Source organism: Bacteroidota bacterium, assembly GCA_039821555.1.
In the GTDB taxonomy this organism is placed as follows: Bacteria; Bacteroidota; Rhodothermia; order Rhodothermales; family Rubricoccaceae; genus JBCBEX01.
Genome location: JBCBNX010000006.1, coordinates 237,794 through 255,093 on the forward strand (window position 1 = coordinate 237,794; position 17,300 = coordinate 255,093).

Below are 17,300 nucleotides of genomic sequence, written 5' to 3' on the forward strand. Positions count from 1 at the left end.
AGGGGCTACTGGTCGTCGCCCAGCAGCACAAAGGGCGCCCAGTAGTAGGGGTGCCGCGTCGCAGAGTCGGCGAGGAGCGCAGTCTGGGCGTGCTGCAGCGCCGCCGCCGCATCCCCCTCGGCGAGCGTGGTGTAGAACACCTCCATGAGCGCGCCCGTGGCGGCGTCGTCGACTTTCCACAGCGAGGCTACGACCGTCCGCGCACCGTTTTCCAGGAAGGCGAGCGCCGGGTTGATCGGCCACGCGGCTTCGTCCGTGTTGCCCAGCGCTGACTCGCACGCGGAGAGCGTCACCAGGCGATAGTCGCCGAGCGCATCGAGGCGGCGGACCTCGTCGAGGGTGAGGCGGCCGTCTTCGTCGCCGTCGGGAGCGAGTGCGAGGTAGGAGCGCTCCACCCTTGGGTCGAGCACGCCGTGCGTGGCGAGGTGAAGCACGGTGTAGTCGCTCGGCGCGGCCTTGACCTGCCGCTCCGTGGCGGCCTCGCGGACGAAGAGCTCGGAGCCCGGATAGAGCTGCGCGAGCGCCTCGACTTCCCGCTCGGCGAAGGGGAGCGCTTCGAGCGAGTCGGTGGTGGCGTTGCCGAACGCACGGATGCGGATGTCCGAGCCGCGCATGCCCCGCCGGTAGAGCACGGAGAGGTCGGAGACGTAGAACAGCGTCCGGTCTTCGATGAGGAACCGCTCGGGGGCGGCCTGCCCGGTGTCGTCGGGCGCGGGTAGTACGGCGAACGGGAGGTCGTAGAGCGGGCCGTTGGGGATGATGGCGAGGCGTGTGCGCTCGCCGATGCGGGGGACGGCCGGTGCGATGAGCAGGTCGTAGAGCCGCTGCCGGACGGCGTCGTAGCGATCGACGTCGGTGCTGCCCGAGCTGTCGTCGCCGCCAAGGCTTCCGCTGCGCACGGCGGCGGCAGCCGTGGGCGTGGCGATGAAGCGGCGGAGGTCCTGCACGAGTCCCTGCACCTCGTCCACGCTGGCGTTCAGCACCTCAGCGCCGACGGAGTCCTGCGTGGCGACAAAGAGAAACAGCCGCGATTCGCCGACGAGGTAGGTCACCACGGCAAGATCGTCCGGGAAGTCGCGGCGCTCCTGCTGGAGGGTGCGCGCGGCGTCGGGCAGACGGCGGGCGAGCGCGGGGTCGTTGCGGATCTCGTCGTCGAGGAGGGCGCGGTACTCGCTCTGCGACACCGAGAGCCGCGCGGCGAGCGCCTCGGCGCGTGCGGTCTGGCCAGCAGCGAGCGCTTGGGCGCGCTCGGTCTCCAACTGGTCCACGGTGGCCTGGAGAGCGCGGAGGCGATCAGCCTCCGTGACGGTGCCATCCGCGCTGGTCCCGTCCGCGGCGGCAAGGAGGAGCGGGTCACCAAACTGCGCGCGGAGGTCGTCGGAGTAGCTGCGGTCGAGGTAGGCGAGCGCCTCCTCGGTCTGGCCCTGCTCGATGAGGGCGGCCACCAGCGCCTCGTAGACGCGGACCTTGGGGCCACCCTCGGCGAAGCGGCGCTGCGCCTCCTGACCACCCACGACGCGGGCGCGCACCGTCTCCATTGCCTCGACGGCCTGGCGGAGGAGCGCTACGGCCTCGGCGTCGCGACCCTGCTGCTCGCGGATCAAGGCGAGCGTGTAGGTCGGCTCCCAGACATGCTGCGGCATGCCGAGATCGCTGGCCAGCGTGGCGGCCCGTTCCAGCATCGTCTCTGCGGCGCCGGCCTCCCCGTTAGCGAGGAGCGCACGGCCCAAGACCCCAAGGGCTTCGGTGAGACGGGACTGCTCGTCGGTCGTCTCTAGGATCACGACTGCGCGGCGCATCGAAGCGGCAGCAGCGGCAGGGTCTGGCTCGGGGCGTTCGAGAGCGATGCGGCCGTCGTTGTAGAGCACGGCGGCGGTGATGCGGTCGAGGCCGAAGCGCTCGGCCAGCGCGAAGGCGCGGGCGTTCGCAGCCGAGGCTTCGTCCCATCGCTGCTGTTCGAGGAGCGCTCGGGCCACGTTCAGTTCGGCGACGAGGAGCCCGGCGTCCTCCTGGCCCGCCGCCTCGTAGATGGCGCGCGTCCGCTCGAAGGCGCCGAGGGCTGCGGCGTAGTCGCCCTGGAAGAGGTGCACGACGCCTGCGTTGTTTATGGGACCGGCACGGGCAATGTCACTTCCGAGAGCATCGTAGAGGCTGTCGGCGCGCGCGTAGGCGTCGAGGGCCGCGGCGTAGTCGGCGCGGTCCTCGGCAAGGTTGCCGAGGCCATTGAGCGCCCCTGCCTGGCCCCATAGGTTCGCCGACTCCTCGCTCACGGCGAGGGCCAGGCGGTGGAACGCCTCCGCCTCGTCGAATTGGGCCAGGACCCCGGCGAGGTCTCCCAGGTAGGCGAGCGCCGTCCCGACGCGCCCGAGGTCGTTGATGGCTTCGCCGATGGCCAGCGACGCCTCGTACTGCTCGCGTGCGCGCTCGAAATCGCCGCGCAGTTCATTGAGGTGGCCAAGGTCGATGAGCGTCCAGGCCTCCCCGACGCGGTTGCCGGCGGCTACCCAGCGGTCGTAGGCCTCCGTGAGGCGCGCTTCGGCCTCGTCGAAGCGGCCGGCTTGGCTCAGGAAGCGGCCGTAGGCGGCCATGGCGAGGGCAGCGTCGGTCGTGGCACCCACGCTCTCGGCGAGTTCCAGCGCCTCGCGGTAGTAGGCGTCGGCGGCATCGCGGTCGTATTGCCCTTCTGCAGCAAGGTTGCCGAGGGCTACGAGGTCGTTGACCTGCCAGGTCCGTTTGCCAAGCGCACGGCTGACCTCCAGCGCTCGCGCGTAGCGCTCCTCGGCTTCGCGATAGCGTCGCAGCCGGACGAGGGCATTTCCGATGACGCTCAGCGTGCCGCCTACCTCTTCGCGGTCGTCGGCTTCCTCGAAGAGCGCTAGCGCCTCCTCGTAGAGCGGCAGTGCGCGGGCGTGGTCGTTTTGCTCCGTGAACACGTTGCCCCGCTCGATGAGCACCTCGGCGCGGCCCGACGTGCTGCCTGCCTCGGCGTAGAGCGCGTCGGCGCGGTCAAAGGCCTCCAGCGCGAGGGTGGGGCGGCCTGTCTCGGTGTAGAGGCTGGCGAGCTTGCGCCACGAGTAGGCCTGCCCTGAGAGGTCACCTGCCTGCTCGCGCACCCCGATGGCCGCGCGGTGTGTGGCGATGGCATCGGCGGTGCGCCCGAGCCGCCACTCGCTCTGGGCAATCTGGCTGAGCGAGTAGCCCGCGTCAGAAAGGTGGCCGCTGATCCGGTGAAGGCGGTCGGCCTCGCGCCAGAGCGCAATCGCCTCCTCGTACTGCCCCAGGTTCGAGGTCACAAAGCCGAGTTCGTCGAGCGCGTCGGCCTCGCCCTCGGTGTCGGCAAGGGCCGCGAAGGCGCCGCGGACGGCCTCGTAGGCGGCGCGCGCGTCGCGGTATAGGCCGCGCTCCTTCTGGATCTCCGCCTGGCGGTTGCGCACGGTCGCGATGCGGCGAAGGCTGGCCGTAGAGCCGTCCTCCTCGTAGAGCGTGAGCGCGTGGCTGTAGACGGCGAGGGCGTCGTCGTAGCGCCCGAGGTGTTTGAGTGCGACGCCCTGACGCAGCACTTGCTCGCCGACATCGTAGGGTGAGGCGTTGCCCTCAGCACGCGCGGCCTCGGCCCGGGCGGTGCCGCGCTCGGAGGTCGCCAGCGCGTCCGTGTAGTCCCCGAGGGCAACCTGGTTGATCGAGATATTGTAGAGGGCGTTGAGCAGCGAGACGACCCCGCCAAGGCGCTCGTACTCGGCGATAGCCTGCTCGTAGGCGGGCACCGAGTCACGGTAGCGGCCAGCCTCAGTGAGGATGAGGCCTCGCGAGAAGAGCGCGCTCGCGGCGCTCGCCTCCCAGCCCTGGTGGCGGGCCGTGCGCTCGGCGAGATCGAGCAACCGGAACGCGTCGTCGAGCCGCCCTAGGCGACCGAGCTCTTTTGCCTCGTCACGCCACGCGGTGAGGAAATCCTCGTCATGCTCGTAGTCGTAGCGCGCGATGGCGGCGTCGAGGTCGTCGGCGCTGAGAAGGAAGTCGCGGAGACCGTCGCGGCCCAACGGCGCGCTGTTGATGAGCCACGTGGCGAACGTCTCGCTGATCTTCCAGCGTCCGCCGACGTATTTCCCAGGGTAGCTCCGTACGAAGTCCAGGAATCGGATGAGGTCGTCGGTGGTCGCCTCCAGCATGAGGTCGAACGGAAGGCGGCCCTCGTAGTAGCCGCGCCCGATGGGGTCGAGGAGCGAGGCCAAGAGAGGGGTCAGGTTGCCGCTCTCTTGCAGGCCTACGACGTAGTCGCCAGCTTCGTGCACGGCGTCAGCGAAGGGCTTGAGGAGCGCCTGCTCGTCCTCGGTGGAGCGCAGCGCAAAGACCTCCTCAGGGGAGACGAACATCTCGTCGGCATTGTCCGTGAGACGGATGCCCAACTGGGCGAGGTAGAGCAGGAGGCCGTCGTGCGTATCGGCAGGAATGGTGATGGGTAGTTCGAGGAGGTCGCCTGGATAGAGCCGCAACTGCGGTGCCTTTGGTTTGCTCAGCCATATGTGCGCGGCGGCCTTGCGGCGGCCTCCGCCTACGACTCGCGCGGTCCCGAGCGCGTCGCCGCCGGAGTCATGCTCCGCGACCTGGTAGACGCTGAACGGCGTCCCGCGCCCGCCTGGCACGAGACGGTCGAGCGGGCCGCTGCCGAAGAGCACGAGGAGCGAGTCCCCCGGCGCCTCGTCGGCGAGGCCTAGCACCTCGAAGGCAAACAGGACGCGCTGGGTCGGTGCATCGCCCCCTGTAGCGTCTTGGGCACGTGCCCAGGGCGAAAAATGCACGACGAAGCCGACGAGCAACAGGGCGCAGAAATAGGCACGCATAGCGAGGAGCGCGAATGGGACAGTCCGACAGCGGAGGGAGAGGGCCGCAACACACAAGGTGCCGCACAACGTGCTGTCGCGCCCTCCCCGGCTTCGGGGAGAAGAGCGGCGACGGCTACCCATGAAACGAATCGTAAGCCATGCACAAGGTGCAGCACGACCGCGCCCGACGCAAGAAACCGCACTCCACGCCGATGGTTGGCAAGCCCGACTCCTCCCTCAACCACGTCTGCGTCCGCGCCATTATGCCTCTGTCCACCGTCACAGCCGTGCGCTACGTCACCCCCCTGCGCGAGGGCGGCTCACTGCCTGCGCTGGTCGACACCGCCGACGCCGAGGGTGCGGCGACCGGGTTGTTCGTCGTCAAGTTTCGCGGGGCGGGGCAGGGAGCCCGGGCACTCGTGGCTGAACTCATCGTCGGGCAGCTCGCCCAGCGGATTGGCCTGACTGTTCCCGACCTCGCCCTCGTCGATCTCGCCGATTCGTTCGGGCGCACCGAGCCGGACCCCGAGATCCAGGACATCCTCAAGGGCAGCCGCGGCATCAACGTCGGCCTGCGCTACCTCGATGGCGCGTTCACCTACGACGCGGCCCTGCCCGACGTGATGCCCGAGGGGGGCACGTCCGTCGTTGATCCCGAAACCGCCGCCGCGGTCGTGTGGCTCGACGCGCTCGTGACCAACATCGACCGGACGGCCCGCAACCCCAACCTGTTGCTCACCCAGGCCAGCGGGGCCGCCCGCCCGACGATCTGGCTCATCGACCACGGGGCGGCGCTCTACGTGCACCACGCCTGGGACGCGGCCAACGTGCAGGCGCTCGTCGCCGAAAAGGCGACGGCCCCGTTCGTCCCGATTCGTGACCACGTGCTGCTCCCCGTCGCAGGCGATCTCGCCGAGGCCGACGCGCGGCTCGCGCCATCGCTGGACGCGGCAGACCTTGAGGCGATGTTGGAGGCTGTACCCGATGCGCTGCTGATGGACGCGCCCGAAGGCCGTACGCCCCCGTTCGAGAGCGCCGCTGCCAACCGGGCGGCCTACGTCGCCTTTCTCAACGCGCGCCTCGCTCCACCGCCGGACGGGGGGCTGCGGCCGTTCGTGGCCGAGGCGATCCGGGCGCAGGCTACTCTCGCCGAGGGCCCTAGGGCAGCCCTGCCCTACCGTCGCTGAGCCGCCGCTGATTATCCGCCGCTAAGTATCCGCCGATGAGCATGCCGAGCGAGCCCCCCGTCTGGATCGACTACGACTACGCCGTCGTGCGCGTTGTGCCGTCGGTGGCGCGGGGCGCGTTTGTGAACGTAGGTGTGGTGCTGCACGCCCGGCGCGCGCGCTTCCTAGAGGCGCGACTGCACCCGGAGGTGGCGACGCTGACCGACCTCGCCGTGCTGTCCGGGGCATTGTTGCAGGGCACGCTCCATGCCTACGAAACGGTGTGCAACGGGCACGGGGTGATCGGGTGCTATCCGCCTTCGGAGCGGTTCCACTGGCTCACGGCTCCACGCTCCGCCGCGCTCCGCACCTCGCCGGTTCACAGCGGCCGCACCACGGACCCCGCGGCGACGCTCGTGTCGCTCTATCAGACACTCGTGGCCCGCTGAGGCGCGCGTGCGTGCGCGGAACGGTCGCCCACAAAAGGTTCAGGGGCACGCAACGAGGCACGCCGTGGACAATACGGCCGCCTAGTCGGGTATTCCTTGGCAGGCTGTCTCAGAATAGAGATCCTGCGTGAGACTCAGCCAGACACAGACGCCGCACCCACCGCCTGGTCGCTAGGTCCATCGCCGGTCGCCCATTCTCCCGACCCCAGCTATGACCTTTATCCACGACCATCTCGTTTCCCTGCTTATCGGCTCGACGGTGTTCCTCATCGTCACGGCCATGACGGCCCGCCTCACCGAGGCGAAGGTCGAGCAGGCCTCGCTCTACCAGGTGAAGGCCCAGTCGCTCGACTTCGCGGAGTGGCTCGAAGACGACCTCGCGCAGCTCGGCGAGCACACCGTCGGGCCTCTGGCCACGCGCTTCGCCATGCCCACGCACGAGGGGGGGCAGACGGCCGCCTTCTCGTTTCACCGCGACCTCGTCAGCACGACGTTCGACACCACGCGCGTATCCATCCGCTACCAGCTCGTTGCTACGACGGGGGCGAGCTACCCGGACACGACGGTTCAGCAATACCAGGTCGTCCGCTCCACGCGAGAAGCGGCGCTGCTCAACGGCACGCCCGCCTGGACGACGCCGTGGCAGCCCGGCGGCCTCAGCCCCGCCACGCTGACGCATTTCGACATCGAGCCGATGACGCGCCTCGGGCAGGCCGCCGCGAGTCCAGGCGATGTCGCCTTCCTCCGCGTAGCCTTCTCGCTGACGCAGCCGCCCCAAGGCCGCGTGCCCACGTTCCGCGAACTGCACTGGGCGACCACGCTCACGCTCCGCGAAGACTGAGCGCTGCACGCCCGCACGCATCCGCGCCGTCCCCCCGCACCGCTTCACTCGCCTCGCCACTCCACGCCACCAACGCCCAGCCGCACACTATGGGAAAGGCCCTACTCCTCATCGTCACCGCGACGGCGCTCTTCGGAGGTGCCTCGCTGTTCCAGACCCAAGAATCGGCCTCCGAGACGCGTCGAGCGCAGGCCTCCTACCAGGAGGAGGTGCTCGCTCGCGAGATCGCACGCTCGGCCTACAACGTCACCGTCGCGCTTGCCCGGGACGCGGGCGCGGACCTCAACGAGGCGCAAGCCCGGATCAACGGCCGCACCAGCGACGGTCGCCCTGACCCGTTTGGCCGCAAGACCGGCAGCCACCAGGGCGGCACCTACGAGGCCCGGGCCACGGTCAAGGATGGCCACGCGCTCGACCTCCATGTCACGGGCTACTACGGCACCGCCTCGCACACGATCAACGAGGAACACCGCATCCAGGTGCTTACCGTCAAGCAGCCGAGCACGCTCACGGTCGAGTTCATCGAGTCGATGGCGGGCTACTGCTCGTCGGTCTGGCTTGAACGCCTCATCCCCGTTGCAGCCCGTCAGACTGGCGACCCCGTGGACACCGACGGCGACGGCTACGTGGCGCTCGACCCCGTGATGATCTTCACGCCGGGCAACGGCCGCGACGGCTCGCGCGAAACCTTCAGCGAGACGCTCCAGACCGGCACCCGGCTCAACTTCTTCATCGGCGTCGATAAGAACTGCTCCGAGGAAGGCGTCTACGCCGCCACCTACGACGCTTCGGTCTATGACCACAGCCACTACGCGCTCAACGACTACGAGCCGTACGTCACCGTCACCGAGGAGTCAATCTGGGCGATGGTGGAGCAACACCCCACCGACGATCAGCGCTGGCGTATCGGCTGGGAAGACCAGCGCCGCACCGAATGGGACGACCCCGACCTGACCAAGGCGCGCTCGTCGAGCCTGCAGAAGACCAAGATCGAGGGCTACGACGGTGACGGCTGGCCCACGACCAACGCCGAGGGCTACCGCGCCCTCCGCGACTATGGCTCGCGCCCCGACTTCAGCGACCAGGTCGTCGAGGTCACGCTGACGCCGCTGCCCGGCTCGCCTGGCGAGGAGCCCGCCTAAAGACGCCGCACTCACAACGCCATGCAATTTCAGGAGGCCCTGCGGCGCAGGAGGCCCGGCTCCACCGCTGACCCTACAGCCGCCTCGCACAGCGGTGGGGCCGGGCGCTGCCTCCTCCCTTCGCTTCACCTACGTACTTCATGCCGCAGACCCTCCTCGCCCTCCTCGCCCTCGCGCTCACCGGGATGCTGTCGCTCAACCATCAGCAGGCTCTCATCGCCACCGACGACGACATGCTCGACACCGAGATCGAGATGATGGCGGCAGGCGTGGCGCTCCACACGATGGAAGTTCTCGCCGCAAAGTCGTTCGACGAGCGCTCGACGCCTGAGGAGGTGCACCAGTACGGCTTGCCTAGCGGCCCCAGCGAGTTCTCCGGTAGGCTGGAGTTTGGCCGGACGGCCCCCGAAGGCCGCGCGTTCGGCTGCGCCCTCGCCGAGCCGTGGACCGACCCCGGCTGCGACGATCTCGACGACGCGCACAGCCACGTCAACGATGTCGCCGTGTGGCAGCCGGTGCCCTTCACGCTACGCAACGGCCAACGCATGCCGTTCGAAGTCGCCGTCACGGTGCAGTATGTCCACCCCAGCGACTTCGACCTGCCGGTGGCGGGGCCGACCAACCACAAGCTCGTCACCGTCCGCGTCCGCTCCGATCATCAGGTGCAGCGCGGGCGCTATACCGACGGCGTCGTCCGCCTGGAACGGGTGATGTCCTATGAGGAGGCAACCGCCGCGCGTGCGTACGAAGCCCGCTACGGTGCACCGCCCTCGTGATTGGGTCTACCTTGGGCGCTCCCGTTCACCATTCGCGCGCCCATGACCCTCACGCTTCCCGACGGCACGACTGTACGCCCCGGTAAAGTCCTCTGCATCGGCCGCAACTACGCCGCGCACGTCCGCGAGATGGGCGGCTCCGACCTGCCCGAGGCGCCCGTCGTCTTTCTCAAACCCACCTCAGCGCTCGTGTCCTCTGGCGGCGCCGTCGTGATCCCGGCGATGTCGGACAACGTCCACCACGAGGTCGAGGTCGTGGTGGTGATCGGTCGCGGCGGCAAGCACATCGCCGAGGCGGACGCGCTGGACTACGTCGCGGCCTATGCGCTCGGCCTCGACATGACGGCGCGGGACATCCAGGCCACGGCCAAGGCCAAAAAGGCGCCGTGGAGCGTGGCGAAGGGCTTCGACACGTTCGCGCCCCTCGGACCGCTCACGCCCGCGTCCGCCATCGCCGACCCGCAGGCGCTCGACCTCGCACTCTCCATCAACGGCGAGGCACGCCAAGCCGGGACGACGGCGCACATGATCTTCTCCGTCGCGCAGATCGTGGCCTACTGCTCGCGCGTCTTCACGCTCGAACCGGGTGACCTGATCTACACCGGCACGCCAGAAGGCGTCGGCCAAGTGCATCCGGGCGACATGCTCGAAGCGACCGCGACGGGCCTGCAGCCGCTGCACGTGGCCGTCGAAGCCGAGGCGGTCTAGCCCGCCAGCAGCATCCCGAGGCCGAGGAGCACCCCGCTCAACGAGGCGAACGTGAGCGTTCGCACGAGCGGGGCGTCCGGGAAACGGCGTTGCAGACGGTGTACGATGTGAAGCATGAGACCGAGGGGCAGAGACGCGACGGGGCAGGAACGCGGGGGGGGGGCAGGGACGCGGCTTGTCGACGTCGCTACTGGGTGGCACCGGGTTACGCACGCTCGTTACGCCGTCACCTCGGCGGTCGCGGCTACGAGTGCGGCGAGGTCACGGTCCACGAGGGTCCACGCCTCCGTCTCGGTCGTCCAGTCGGCGAACTGCTGCTTAGCAAGCGCCGGTGCCGCGCCGCCGTCGAGGATCGAGCGCATCTGCGCCTGCGCTTCAGCGGGACGCGGGCCCCAGGTGAAGAGCTCGGCCCCGTCGGCATTGAAGGCGATGAGTTTCGGGATGCTGTGGCTGCCATTGGTGTGGTAGCGCTCGATGAGGTCCACGTTTTCGTCGCGCAGCAAGACGTGAAGCGACACGTGGTCGCTCAGCTCAGCAGCCTCGGCGATTACGGGGAGGTTGAAGGCCGAGTCGCCGCACCACGCCTCGGTGAGCACGAGCCACGTCTGCGGCGCGACGATCCGCGCGAGCGCGGCGCGGAGGGCGTCCGAGGGTACGTAGGCGTCGTGGACATGTACGGTCCGCTCGGCGTTGTACTTGCGGTAGAAGTGGTACTTCCGCGCCTCTTTGTCGAGGCCTTTGAGGGACTGCGTGAGGGCGTCGGCCCACTGCTGGCGGTAGGCGGCGTAGGAGAGCCCATCGCGGCGGATGCGGTCGAGAAGCGTCGAGGTAGCCATCGGCATAAGGACGTGGTGGAACGATCAGTCTGGAATGCAGACGGTGCAACGTGGTTTGCTCTTACGCCAGGCAGGTGTACAGGTCGGCCTACATGCGCGACTCCACGTCAATTTCGAAGGAACTCAAACCGCCCAATGCTGCCCTACTCCTGGGCAGTACTATCGGCGGCATTTTGGCTACCCCTCTCCGTCGGATCGCCGTCCTGCGGAGGGTCGTCGGGGGCGTCCGGCGCCTGGTAGGCGAGGGCTGTCGCTGCCATGCTCACGATCACGGCGGTGCTGAGTCCGACCACGCTGCGCCACGCTTCAGTCACGTCCTCGGTCCATTCGAGCACGTTGAGGAGACCATCGATCGCCGTGACTGGTTCGAGTAGGCACCACGCCGTGAAGGCGATAGGCGGAATGAGCATACGAAGGAGGTCCTTGCTCCACACCCACTGCCCCGTCTGGATCCGCCCGACGACGTAGAGCAGCAGGCTTGCCACGAGAAGGAACACGAAAGCGAAGGCCAGCGGCCGCGGCTCGACGATGAGGATCGAGATCGTCTCTGCTCCGGGAACAGAATCGCTTCCATCGGTCTCCTGCCGGGTGGCATAGGCCATAAACGCGGAGTGGAGTACGATGACCTCTGAGGGAAGCAGCGCGAGCACAGCGGTGATGTAGCTGCCCGTCGTGTCTTGCGTGGTCCCATTGGGGGTCGTGTCGTCGCCGCCAGCGTCTAGGCCTACACCGTCGGCGGTCTCGCGGGCGTCTGCAGTGTTACGGCTTCCACGCGGCCGCGCCGCGCGTTGCATCGGCGTAGCGGGCGCGGAAGTAGGGGCCTGCCCTTCAGCGAAGGTGCGGGCATAGAGATAGGTGCTCATGGGTGACACTGAAGCTGAGAAACGAACGAGTGCCGCTGTGGCACCACAGTACACTCAGCTTAGGAGGGGGCACCCTCGCGGACAATCAGGTGATTACGCGATACTGGGCCCGCTCCCCATCTCTTCGCGGAGCTGGTCGAGGTAGGCCTGCATGACCGCGGTGCGGCGCGACGCCTCGGCGCGGCCCGCGTTGGTCTGCATCGTGTCGGTGAGGCGGAGCAGTTTCACGAAGTAGTGGTCGAGCGCGTACGTCCGGTCGTCGAGCGGGCGGTGCTGGGCGAAGGGGTCGTCCTCGTGGGCGAGAGGGAGGCCGAGGGACCCGCCGACGAGCCACGCCCGGGCGATGCCGATAGCACCGAGGGCGTCGAGGCGGTCGGCGTCCTGGACGACCTGCGCTTCGAGGGTTTCCGGCGGGATGCCCGCTGAGAAGCTGTGCGCCGCGATGGCGTGGGCAATGGCAGGCAGCGGCTCTGCGGGGTAGCCCGCGTCGCGAAGGAACGCTGTCGCCGTATCGGCGGCCAGCCGCGAGGCCTGCCTGCGGCGCGGGTCGTCCTTCGCCACGGCCACGCAGTCGTGCAGCCACGCGGCCGGGAGCACCACGTCGAGGCGCGCGCCCTCAGCGTCGGCGAGGTGGGTGGCCGTCGCCACGACGCGGCGGATGTGGCCGAGGCCGTGCCCACCGTCGGGGGCAGGCGGCTGCGCACGCAAGAACGCCTCGAAGCGTGGCGTCCATTGGTCTGGGTCGAAGAGAGCGTCAGGCATCAGAGAAGGCGGGGTGGTAGTAGTGGCGGTACCAGGCGTCCTGGCTTGCCTCGGTGATGGGGCCGTGCGGCGGGAACGCAGCGTACTTGTGTGTTGGGTCGAAGCGGACGTGGAGCCAGGGCACGCCATGCCCGTGTGTGTTGCACCAGACAGCGTGTCCCGATTCGATGGCGTCGTGTGCGTAACGGCCTACCTCGCGCCAGAACGCATCCACTTCGGTGGTAGAGGCGGTGCGGCAGAAGGCGGCCAGGTGCCCATAGTCGCCTCGTTCGGCGGGGACGACGAGGCGCGACGTACCGCCGAGGTTCGCAAACGACGCGACGAGGTCGTCCGGTGCTAGCGCATCGAGGTGGGACCCGAACGCGGAGGAATCGGCTGGCGGAAACCGCGATGGAACGAGCACGGCAAAGAACGGCTGGTCATAGGTGCTCGGATGGATCGGGATCGGCTTCCACATGAACGCGGAGTCCGTCGCCCAGCACCCGTTCCATGTCGCGCGAAATGCGGCGTCACCCAGCATCGCCTCGGCGACCCGGGGCCACCTGAGCACGCTACCGGTCATCTCTCGAAAGCGAACGACGGTGCAAGCGCGGCCTTCGGCCTCGATCGGCGCCGTCTCGGGGCGGGCGTCCAGGGTCATCGCTATTCGGCGTCCAGGACGATGTCGCGCACGGCCAGCCAGGGGCCGTCGCCCTCGCGGGTGAGCGTGACGATGCCCGAGCCGCCACGCTGTTCGAGCCGGGCGCGGTAGGCGTCGGTCAGGAGCGGATCGCCCTCGAACATCACGTCGTCGATCCAAATCTCGTCGGCGCCGGGGGGCTGCACGGTGAGGTGGATGTGCGCGGGCTCGGTGCGGTTCTGGTAGGGCGCGGGGCGGATCGTGTGGAAGGTGTAGCGGCCGTCGGCGTCGGTGCGGACCCAGCCGCGGAGGTAACCGTGGCGGCGCTCGTTGCCCGCCTCGCCTTTGCGGTGGGGATAGTAGCCCGAGGCGTTGGTGTGGTAGGCGTAGACGAGCACATCGGCCACGGGCTGGCCCTCGGCGTCGGTGACGAGTCCGGTGAGGCGGAGGCGTTCGCCGGACTCGCCGGGGGTGGGGATGGTGTCCGTGGCGGTGAGGTCGTCTGGGGCTTCGTCGGCACCGCACCACTCGCACGTAGGCAAGGGCTGCGCGCTGGCAGAACGCGCGACGGCGAAGGCGACGAATAGGAGGGCGAGGAGGCAGAAGCGCATGGCAGCAAGAAACGGGGAGCCCGGAAGAAACGGAGAGGAGGGGGGGCGGGCATCGAGGACCCACCCACATCGCGCAGGTTGCTCGGTCTGGGTCGCATGTCAATAGCGTCGGTCGCCACGTCGTGCACGGGAAAGCCGAGGCCGGGTGTTACTCCGAGGGCAGGACGCTCGGCCTGGGAGCAACCGCGCTTCGTCCGCGCCGTAGAGCCGCCCGCACGCTCACACCCCAGCCCCATCTCCATGCGCGCTCCGCTCTGCCTCCTGGCTGCCGTTCTATTCCTCGCTCCGAAGGCCCTCGCCCAAGCCCCGACCACGGTGGCCGGCCGCGTCACCGACGCCACCACCGGCGACCCCGTCCCCGCCGCCACCGTCCAGATCGAGGGGACGCTGCGCGGCACCATCGCCAACCCAGACGGCCGCTACGCGCTCACGCTGCCCGCAGGCACCGACACCGCGACGTTACTCGTCCGCACGCTCGGCTACGTCACTGCGCGCGAGACCATCCAGGCCACCGGCGGCACCCTCACGCTCAACGTGGCGCTCGCGCCCGACACGCAGACGCTCGGCGAGGTCGTGGTCTCCGGCGAGGATCCCGCGCTGGCGCTCATGCGGCGCGTCGTGGCGCACAAGGCGCGTTGGCAGGACCGCCTCCGCACATGGCAGGCCGACGCCTTCAGCCGCCAGGTCATCGAGTCCGACACGGCTATCGCCGCCATCACGGAGAGCGCCACGCAGGCCTTCTGGGACCGCGAGCGCGGCCTCCGCGAGATCGTCCAGGCCTACCGCACCACGGACAACCTCACCAACGCCTTTAGCGCCGACGTCTTCACCGCCGCCGACGACCTCGTCAACCTCTACGACGACGACGTGGACTTCGGCGGCTACGACCTCGTGGGGCCGACCTCGCCGGAGGCGCTGCGGTTCTACCGATTCGCCATCACGGGCGAGCGCACGCAGGGCGGGCGGCGCGTCTACGACGTGGCGTTCGAGACGGGCGGGCGCCTGCAACCTGGCTTCGAAGGCACCCTCGCTGTGCTCGACCTCGACCCGCGCCCGGCCGACCTGGGCGGGGCCGCGGTGCTCCTCGCCGCCGAGGTGAGCGTCAACGATGCCGTCCGCTTCCCACTCGTGCAGGCGTTCGACCTCACGCTGGCGCAGCAGTACGTCGCCGCCACCGAAGCAGGGTTCGCCGAGGCCTCCCAATCCGACGCCGTGTGGCTCCCGGCCGACTTCCGGCTCGTGGGCAAGGGCCGCATCGGCATGACCGGGCTGAGCTTCCCCGACTTCGGCTTCCGCCTCACGACGCGCCTCTCGGACTACCAACTCAACGTGCCCGTCCCGGACTCGCTCTACGCCGACGATGCGACCCGCGTGGACTCGGTCGCCGTCGCGTCCGGCGCGGCGCTGGAAGACGAAGGCCAGACCGTCCCGCTCACCGCCCGCGAGGCGACGGCCTACGCCGAAATCGACTCGACGGACACGCTGGAGAATGCGTTCGAGCCGAGCGGTTTCTGGGCGCGCTTCATCGAGTTCAATACGGGCAGCGATGGCGGCGGCAGCGGAGGGAGCGGGAAGCGCCGCCTGCTCTCCACCGATTTCGAACCCGTAGTCTGGGCCAACCGCGTCGAGCAGGCGCACCTCGGCGGGGCGCTCACGATCTCGTCGCGCGTCGGGCCCTACGTCGGCGGGCAGGTTGGATACCGGACCGGCCTCGGCGATATCGGCTGGAGCGTGCGCGTCGGGACGCTGCACCGGTTTGGGCGCACGGGCCTCCGCGTGGTCGCGGGTTATGGCGACGAGGTCGTCCGGCGCTATCGGTCCGACGCCCACGCGCGCTTCGTCAACTCCGCATCCGTCGCACTCGGGGGCGACGACTACTTCGACTACTACGACCGCCGCCGCGCCTACGGGCAGGTGTCGGCGAGTATCCCGGCCGGGCCGCTCGGGCGGCTGCGTCCGCTCGTCCGGTTCGCGGCGGAGCGCCACCGCTCGCTCCTGGATACGGAAGACGCCGCGCTCCTCGGCGGAGGCGACCGCCGGGCCAACCCCGCCGTCGCCGAGGGCGATGTGCATGCCGTGCAGGCGCGGCTCTCCGTGGGCAGCACCGAGACGGGCTTCTTCGCCGCAGGCACCGGCCACACCGGGGCCGAGGTGCGCGTCGAGATCGCCGATGCCGACGCGCTCGGGGGCGACTTCAGCTTTGTCCGCACCGAGGCCGCAGTAGGCGTGACCGTGCCGACGTTCCTGCGCCGCCGTCTCTTTCCCAACGCACTCCACCTGCGCGTGACGGCCGGTACCACGTCCGGCGACCTGCTGCCGCAGCGTACCTACGCGGTCGAGGGCAGTCTCCTCGGCCTCGCGCCGTTCGGAACGCTCCGGGCGCGCGTCGGGCGACCCATCGAGGCGACGCGCTACGTGGCAGGCTTCTGGGAGCACGACTTCCGCAGCGTGCCGTTCGAGCTGCTCGGCTGGGAGTGGGCGGCGGTCAACAACGTTGGGCTGCTCGTCCACGGTGCACACGCTACGGGCGACCTCAACGCGTTCGGCCCTACCACAGACTGGCAGCACCACGAGGTCGGCGTGGGGCTCTCCGGCGGCCTCGCGCTGCCGCTACGCCTCGACGTGACGTTCCGCCTCGACGAGCCGGGTACCACCGTCACGCTCGGCTTCGCGCGGCTATTCTGAGACGGTATTCTGGCAGGCCGCCGTACAGGGATTGCACCGTGGGGTAGGTCGCCTGGGGACGCATGGAATACCTCTACCTGCTCACAGGAGACCGCTACCTGATCCTTGAAAAATTAGCCCCTTGTTTGCGCTCTCTTATACGGGGTATTGTGGCTAAGTATTCTCTTCCAACCCACGCGTTACTACGATGCAGTCCCTCTCACTCCGGTTCGTGTGTTTAGCCGGTGCGCTTCTTGTCGCGTCTCCTGGAGCGCTGGCCCAGGGTACCAGCTTTGTATGTGGGACAACCAGCAGCGCAGCAGGGGGTACTGGCGGACAGCCATCCTCCAATGCTCTTGCTCCGACGGGTACCTACCGAGCCCTGATCGTCTACGTTCGGTTTCGAGACGACAACGGTGACCCGCCCACCCCCTGTCCACCCGCAGGGAACCCCGGATGGCTGTCCACCCAGGCAGCCCCCGATATCCAAGGTGCTCTACTCGACCCGGACCCTAGTCCTCCGTTTCTTGCTGGATCGCTGACAGATTACTTTCACCAGCAGTCGAACGGAAATTTCGTGCTGTTTGGAGATGAAACAAGCTACACAACTCAGCTAGATCAAGCTGATTATGCACTCACAGTAGCGCCGTCAAATTTGAACATTCAAAAAATTGTCCAGGAGTTTTGGAATTTTTTTGGTACCAATATCAATACTGCCTTATATGACTACGATAATAATGGTATTTTTGATCAAATGATATTTATTTTTAGAAATCTCCAACTTAACATTACAGGTAGCGCTGATGGACTGGCTAGTCTGTGCAACGTTGGCGCAACTGTATTTAGTCCAGCATACGGAACATATGGTGGAGTTTCTTTAGACTGCTCAAATGGTAGCATCAATAAATACCAATCTATTGATCCGCTTAAATCAAATATTTTTTTACTTGCCCACGAGACTAGGCACTGTCTGGATATTCGCGCAGGTAGCGCTCCACGATCGCCAACTGCACCATCGCCCGATAGCTCCCCGCCAACTTCTC

The 17,300-nt window shown here is 68.2% G+C and carries 14 protein-coding genes; 8 read left to right on the forward strand and 6 right to left on the reverse strand.

What is annotated here, in order from left to right; all coding sequences use genetic code 11:
- Positions 1–5 precede the first annotated feature (5 nt).
- Positions 6–4,838, reverse strand: a complete 4,833-nt coding sequence (locus tag AAFU51_09985) for a CHAT domain-containing tetratricopeptide repeat protein (GenBank protein ID MEO1571586.1) — start codon at positions 4,836–4,838, stop codon at positions 6–8.
- A gap of 251 nt (positions 4,839–5,089) precedes the next feature.
- Here AAFU51_09985 and AAFU51_09990 point away from each other — a divergent pair, with 251 nt between their 5' ends.
- The 6 genes from AAFU51_09990 to AAFU51_10015 all read left to right on the forward strand — a co-directional run bounded on the left by AAFU51_09990 (position 5,090) and on the right by AAFU51_10015 (position 9,902).
- Positions 5,090–6,007, forward strand: a complete 918-nt coding sequence (locus tag AAFU51_09990) for a HipA family kinase (GenBank protein ID MEO1571587.1) — start codon at positions 5,090–5,092, stop codon at positions 6,005–6,007.
- A 41-nt stretch (positions 6,008–6,048) separates the two neighbouring features.
- A complete protein-coding gene (locus AAFU51_09995) occupies positions 6,049–6,435 on the forward strand; it encodes a DUF3037 domain-containing protein (protein MEO1571588.1) in 387 nt (128 codons plus the stop codon).
- Between the two features lie 211 nt (positions 6,436–6,646).
- Positions 6,647–7,276: a hypothetical protein gene (locus AAFU51_10000; GenBank protein ID MEO1571589.1), complete on the forward strand. Its 630-nt coding sequence runs from the start codon at positions 6,647–6,649 to the stop codon at positions 7,274–7,276.
- 89 nt (positions 7,277–7,365) lie between these two features.
- The gene (locus AAFU51_10005) at positions 7,366–8,418 is read left to right on the forward strand and encodes a hypothetical protein (protein MEO1571590.1); all 1,053 of its coding nucleotides are present in this window, start codon (positions 7,366–7,368) and stop codon (positions 8,416–8,418) included.
- A 140-nt stretch (positions 8,419–8,558) separates the two neighbouring features.
- Positions 8,559–9,194: a hypothetical protein gene (locus AAFU51_10010; GenBank protein ID MEO1571591.1), complete on the forward strand. Its 636-nt coding sequence runs from the start codon at positions 8,559–8,561 to the stop codon at positions 9,192–9,194.
- A gap of 42 nt (positions 9,195–9,236) precedes the next feature.
- The gene (locus tag AAFU51_10015; protein ID MEO1571592.1) at positions 9,237–9,902 is read left to right on the forward strand and encodes a fumarylacetoacetate hydrolase family protein; all 666 of its coding nucleotides are present in this window, start codon (positions 9,237–9,239) and stop codon (positions 9,900–9,902) included.
- A gap of 218 nt (positions 9,903–10,120) precedes the next feature.
- On the opposite strand, the gene AAFU51_10020 is transcribed toward AAFU51_10015, so the two are convergent.
- From AAFU51_10020 to AAFU51_10040, 5 genes are all read right to left on the reverse strand, one after another.
- Complete coding sequence (locus AAFU51_10020) at positions 10,121–10,738, reverse strand: thioredoxin family protein (GenBank protein MEO1571593.1); 618 nt, start codon at positions 10,736–10,738, stop codon at positions 10,121–10,123.
- A gap of 143 nt (positions 10,739–10,881) precedes the next feature.
- On the reverse strand, positions 10,882–11,601 hold the full coding sequence (locus tag AAFU51_10025) for a hypothetical protein (GenBank protein ID MEO1571594.1): 720 nt from the start codon (positions 11,599–11,601) through the stop codon (positions 10,882–10,884).
- A gap of 93 nt (positions 11,602–11,694) precedes the next feature.
- Positions 11,695–12,363 (reverse strand): HD domain-containing protein, encoded by a 669-nt coding sequence (locus AAFU51_10030; protein MEO1571595.1) that lies wholly within the window; start codon positions 12,361–12,363, stop codon positions 11,695–11,697.
- Positions 12,356–13,003 (reverse strand): hypothetical protein, encoded by a 648-nt coding sequence (locus tag AAFU51_10035; protein ID MEO1571596.1) that lies wholly within the window; start codon positions 13,001–13,003, stop codon positions 12,356–12,358. Before AAFU51_10035 ends, AAFU51_10030 begins: the two co-directional genes overlap by 8 nt.
- A gap of 2 nt (positions 13,004–13,005) precedes the next feature.
- Positions 13,006–13,593, reverse strand: coding sequence for an intradiol ring-cleavage dioxygenase (locus AAFU51_10040; GenBank protein MEO1571597.1), 588 nt, complete (start codon positions 13,591–13,593; stop codon positions 13,006–13,008).
- Positions 13,594–13,833: 240 nt separating this feature from the next.
- Between AAFU51_10040 and AAFU51_10045 the strand changes: the two genes are divergently transcribed.
- Together AAFU51_10045 and AAFU51_10050 are read left to right on the forward strand one after the other, a co-directional pair.
- Entirely contained in the window at positions 13,834–16,278 is a 2,445-nt protein-coding gene (locus AAFU51_10045) for a DUF5686 family protein (GenBank protein ID MEO1571598.1), read from the forward strand.
- A 556-nt stretch (positions 16,279–16,834) separates the two neighbouring features.
- Positions 16,835–17,300, forward strand: a 466-nt coding sequence (locus tag AAFU51_10050; protein MEO1571599.1) for a hypothetical protein, incomplete at its 3' end; no start/stop codon positions are given.

What these genes read in the sequence shown, in the direction of transcription:
- AAFU51_09985 (MEO1571586.1), bottom strand. Translation starts at nt 4,838, where the DNA reads ATGCGTGCCTATTTCTGCGCCCTGTTGCTCGTCGGCTTCGTCGTGCAT.
- AAFU51_09995 (MEO1571588.1), top strand. Translation starts at nt 6,049, where the DNA reads ATGCCGAGCGAGCCCCCCGTCTGGATCGACTACGACTACGCCGTCGTG.
- AAFU51_10000 (MEO1571589.1), top strand. Translation starts at nt 6,647, where the DNA reads ATGACCTTTATCCACGACCATCTCGTTTCCCTGCTTATCGGCTCGACG.
- AAFU51_10005 (MEO1571590.1), top strand. Translation starts at nt 7,366, where the DNA reads ATGGGAAAGGCCCTACTCCTCATCGTCACCGCGACGGCGCTCTTCGGA.
- AAFU51_10010 (MEO1571591.1), top strand. Translation starts at nt 8,559, where the DNA reads ATGCCGCAGACCCTCCTCGCCCTCCTCGCCCTCGCGCTCACCGGGATG.
- AAFU51_10015 (MEO1571592.1), top strand. Translation starts at nt 9,237, where the DNA reads ATGACCCTCACGCTTCCCGACGGCACGACTGTACGCCCCGGTAAAGTC.
- AAFU51_10020 (MEO1571593.1), bottom strand. Translation starts at nt 10,738, where the DNA reads ATGGCTACCTCGACGCTTCTCGACCGCATCCGCCGCGATGGGCTCTCC.
- AAFU51_10025 (MEO1571594.1), bottom strand. Translation starts at nt 11,601, where the DNA reads ATGAGCACCTATCTCTATGCCCGCACCTTCGCTGAAGGGCAGGCCCCT.
- AAFU51_10030 (MEO1571595.1), bottom strand. Translation starts at nt 12,363, where the DNA reads ATGCCTGACGCTCTCTTCGACCCAGACCAATGGACGCCACGCTTCGAG.
- AAFU51_10035 (MEO1571596.1), bottom strand. Translation starts at nt 13,003, where the DNA reads ATGACCCTGGACGCCCGCCCCGAGACGGCGCCGATCGAGGCCGAAGGC.
- AAFU51_10040 (MEO1571597.1), bottom strand. Translation starts at nt 13,593, where the DNA reads ATGCGCTTCTGCCTCCTCGCCCTCCTATTCGTCGCCTTCGCCGTCGCG.
- AAFU51_10045 (MEO1571598.1), top strand. Translation starts at nt 13,834, where the DNA reads ATGCGCGCTCCGCTCTGCCTCCTGGCTGCCGTTCTATTCCTCGCTCCG.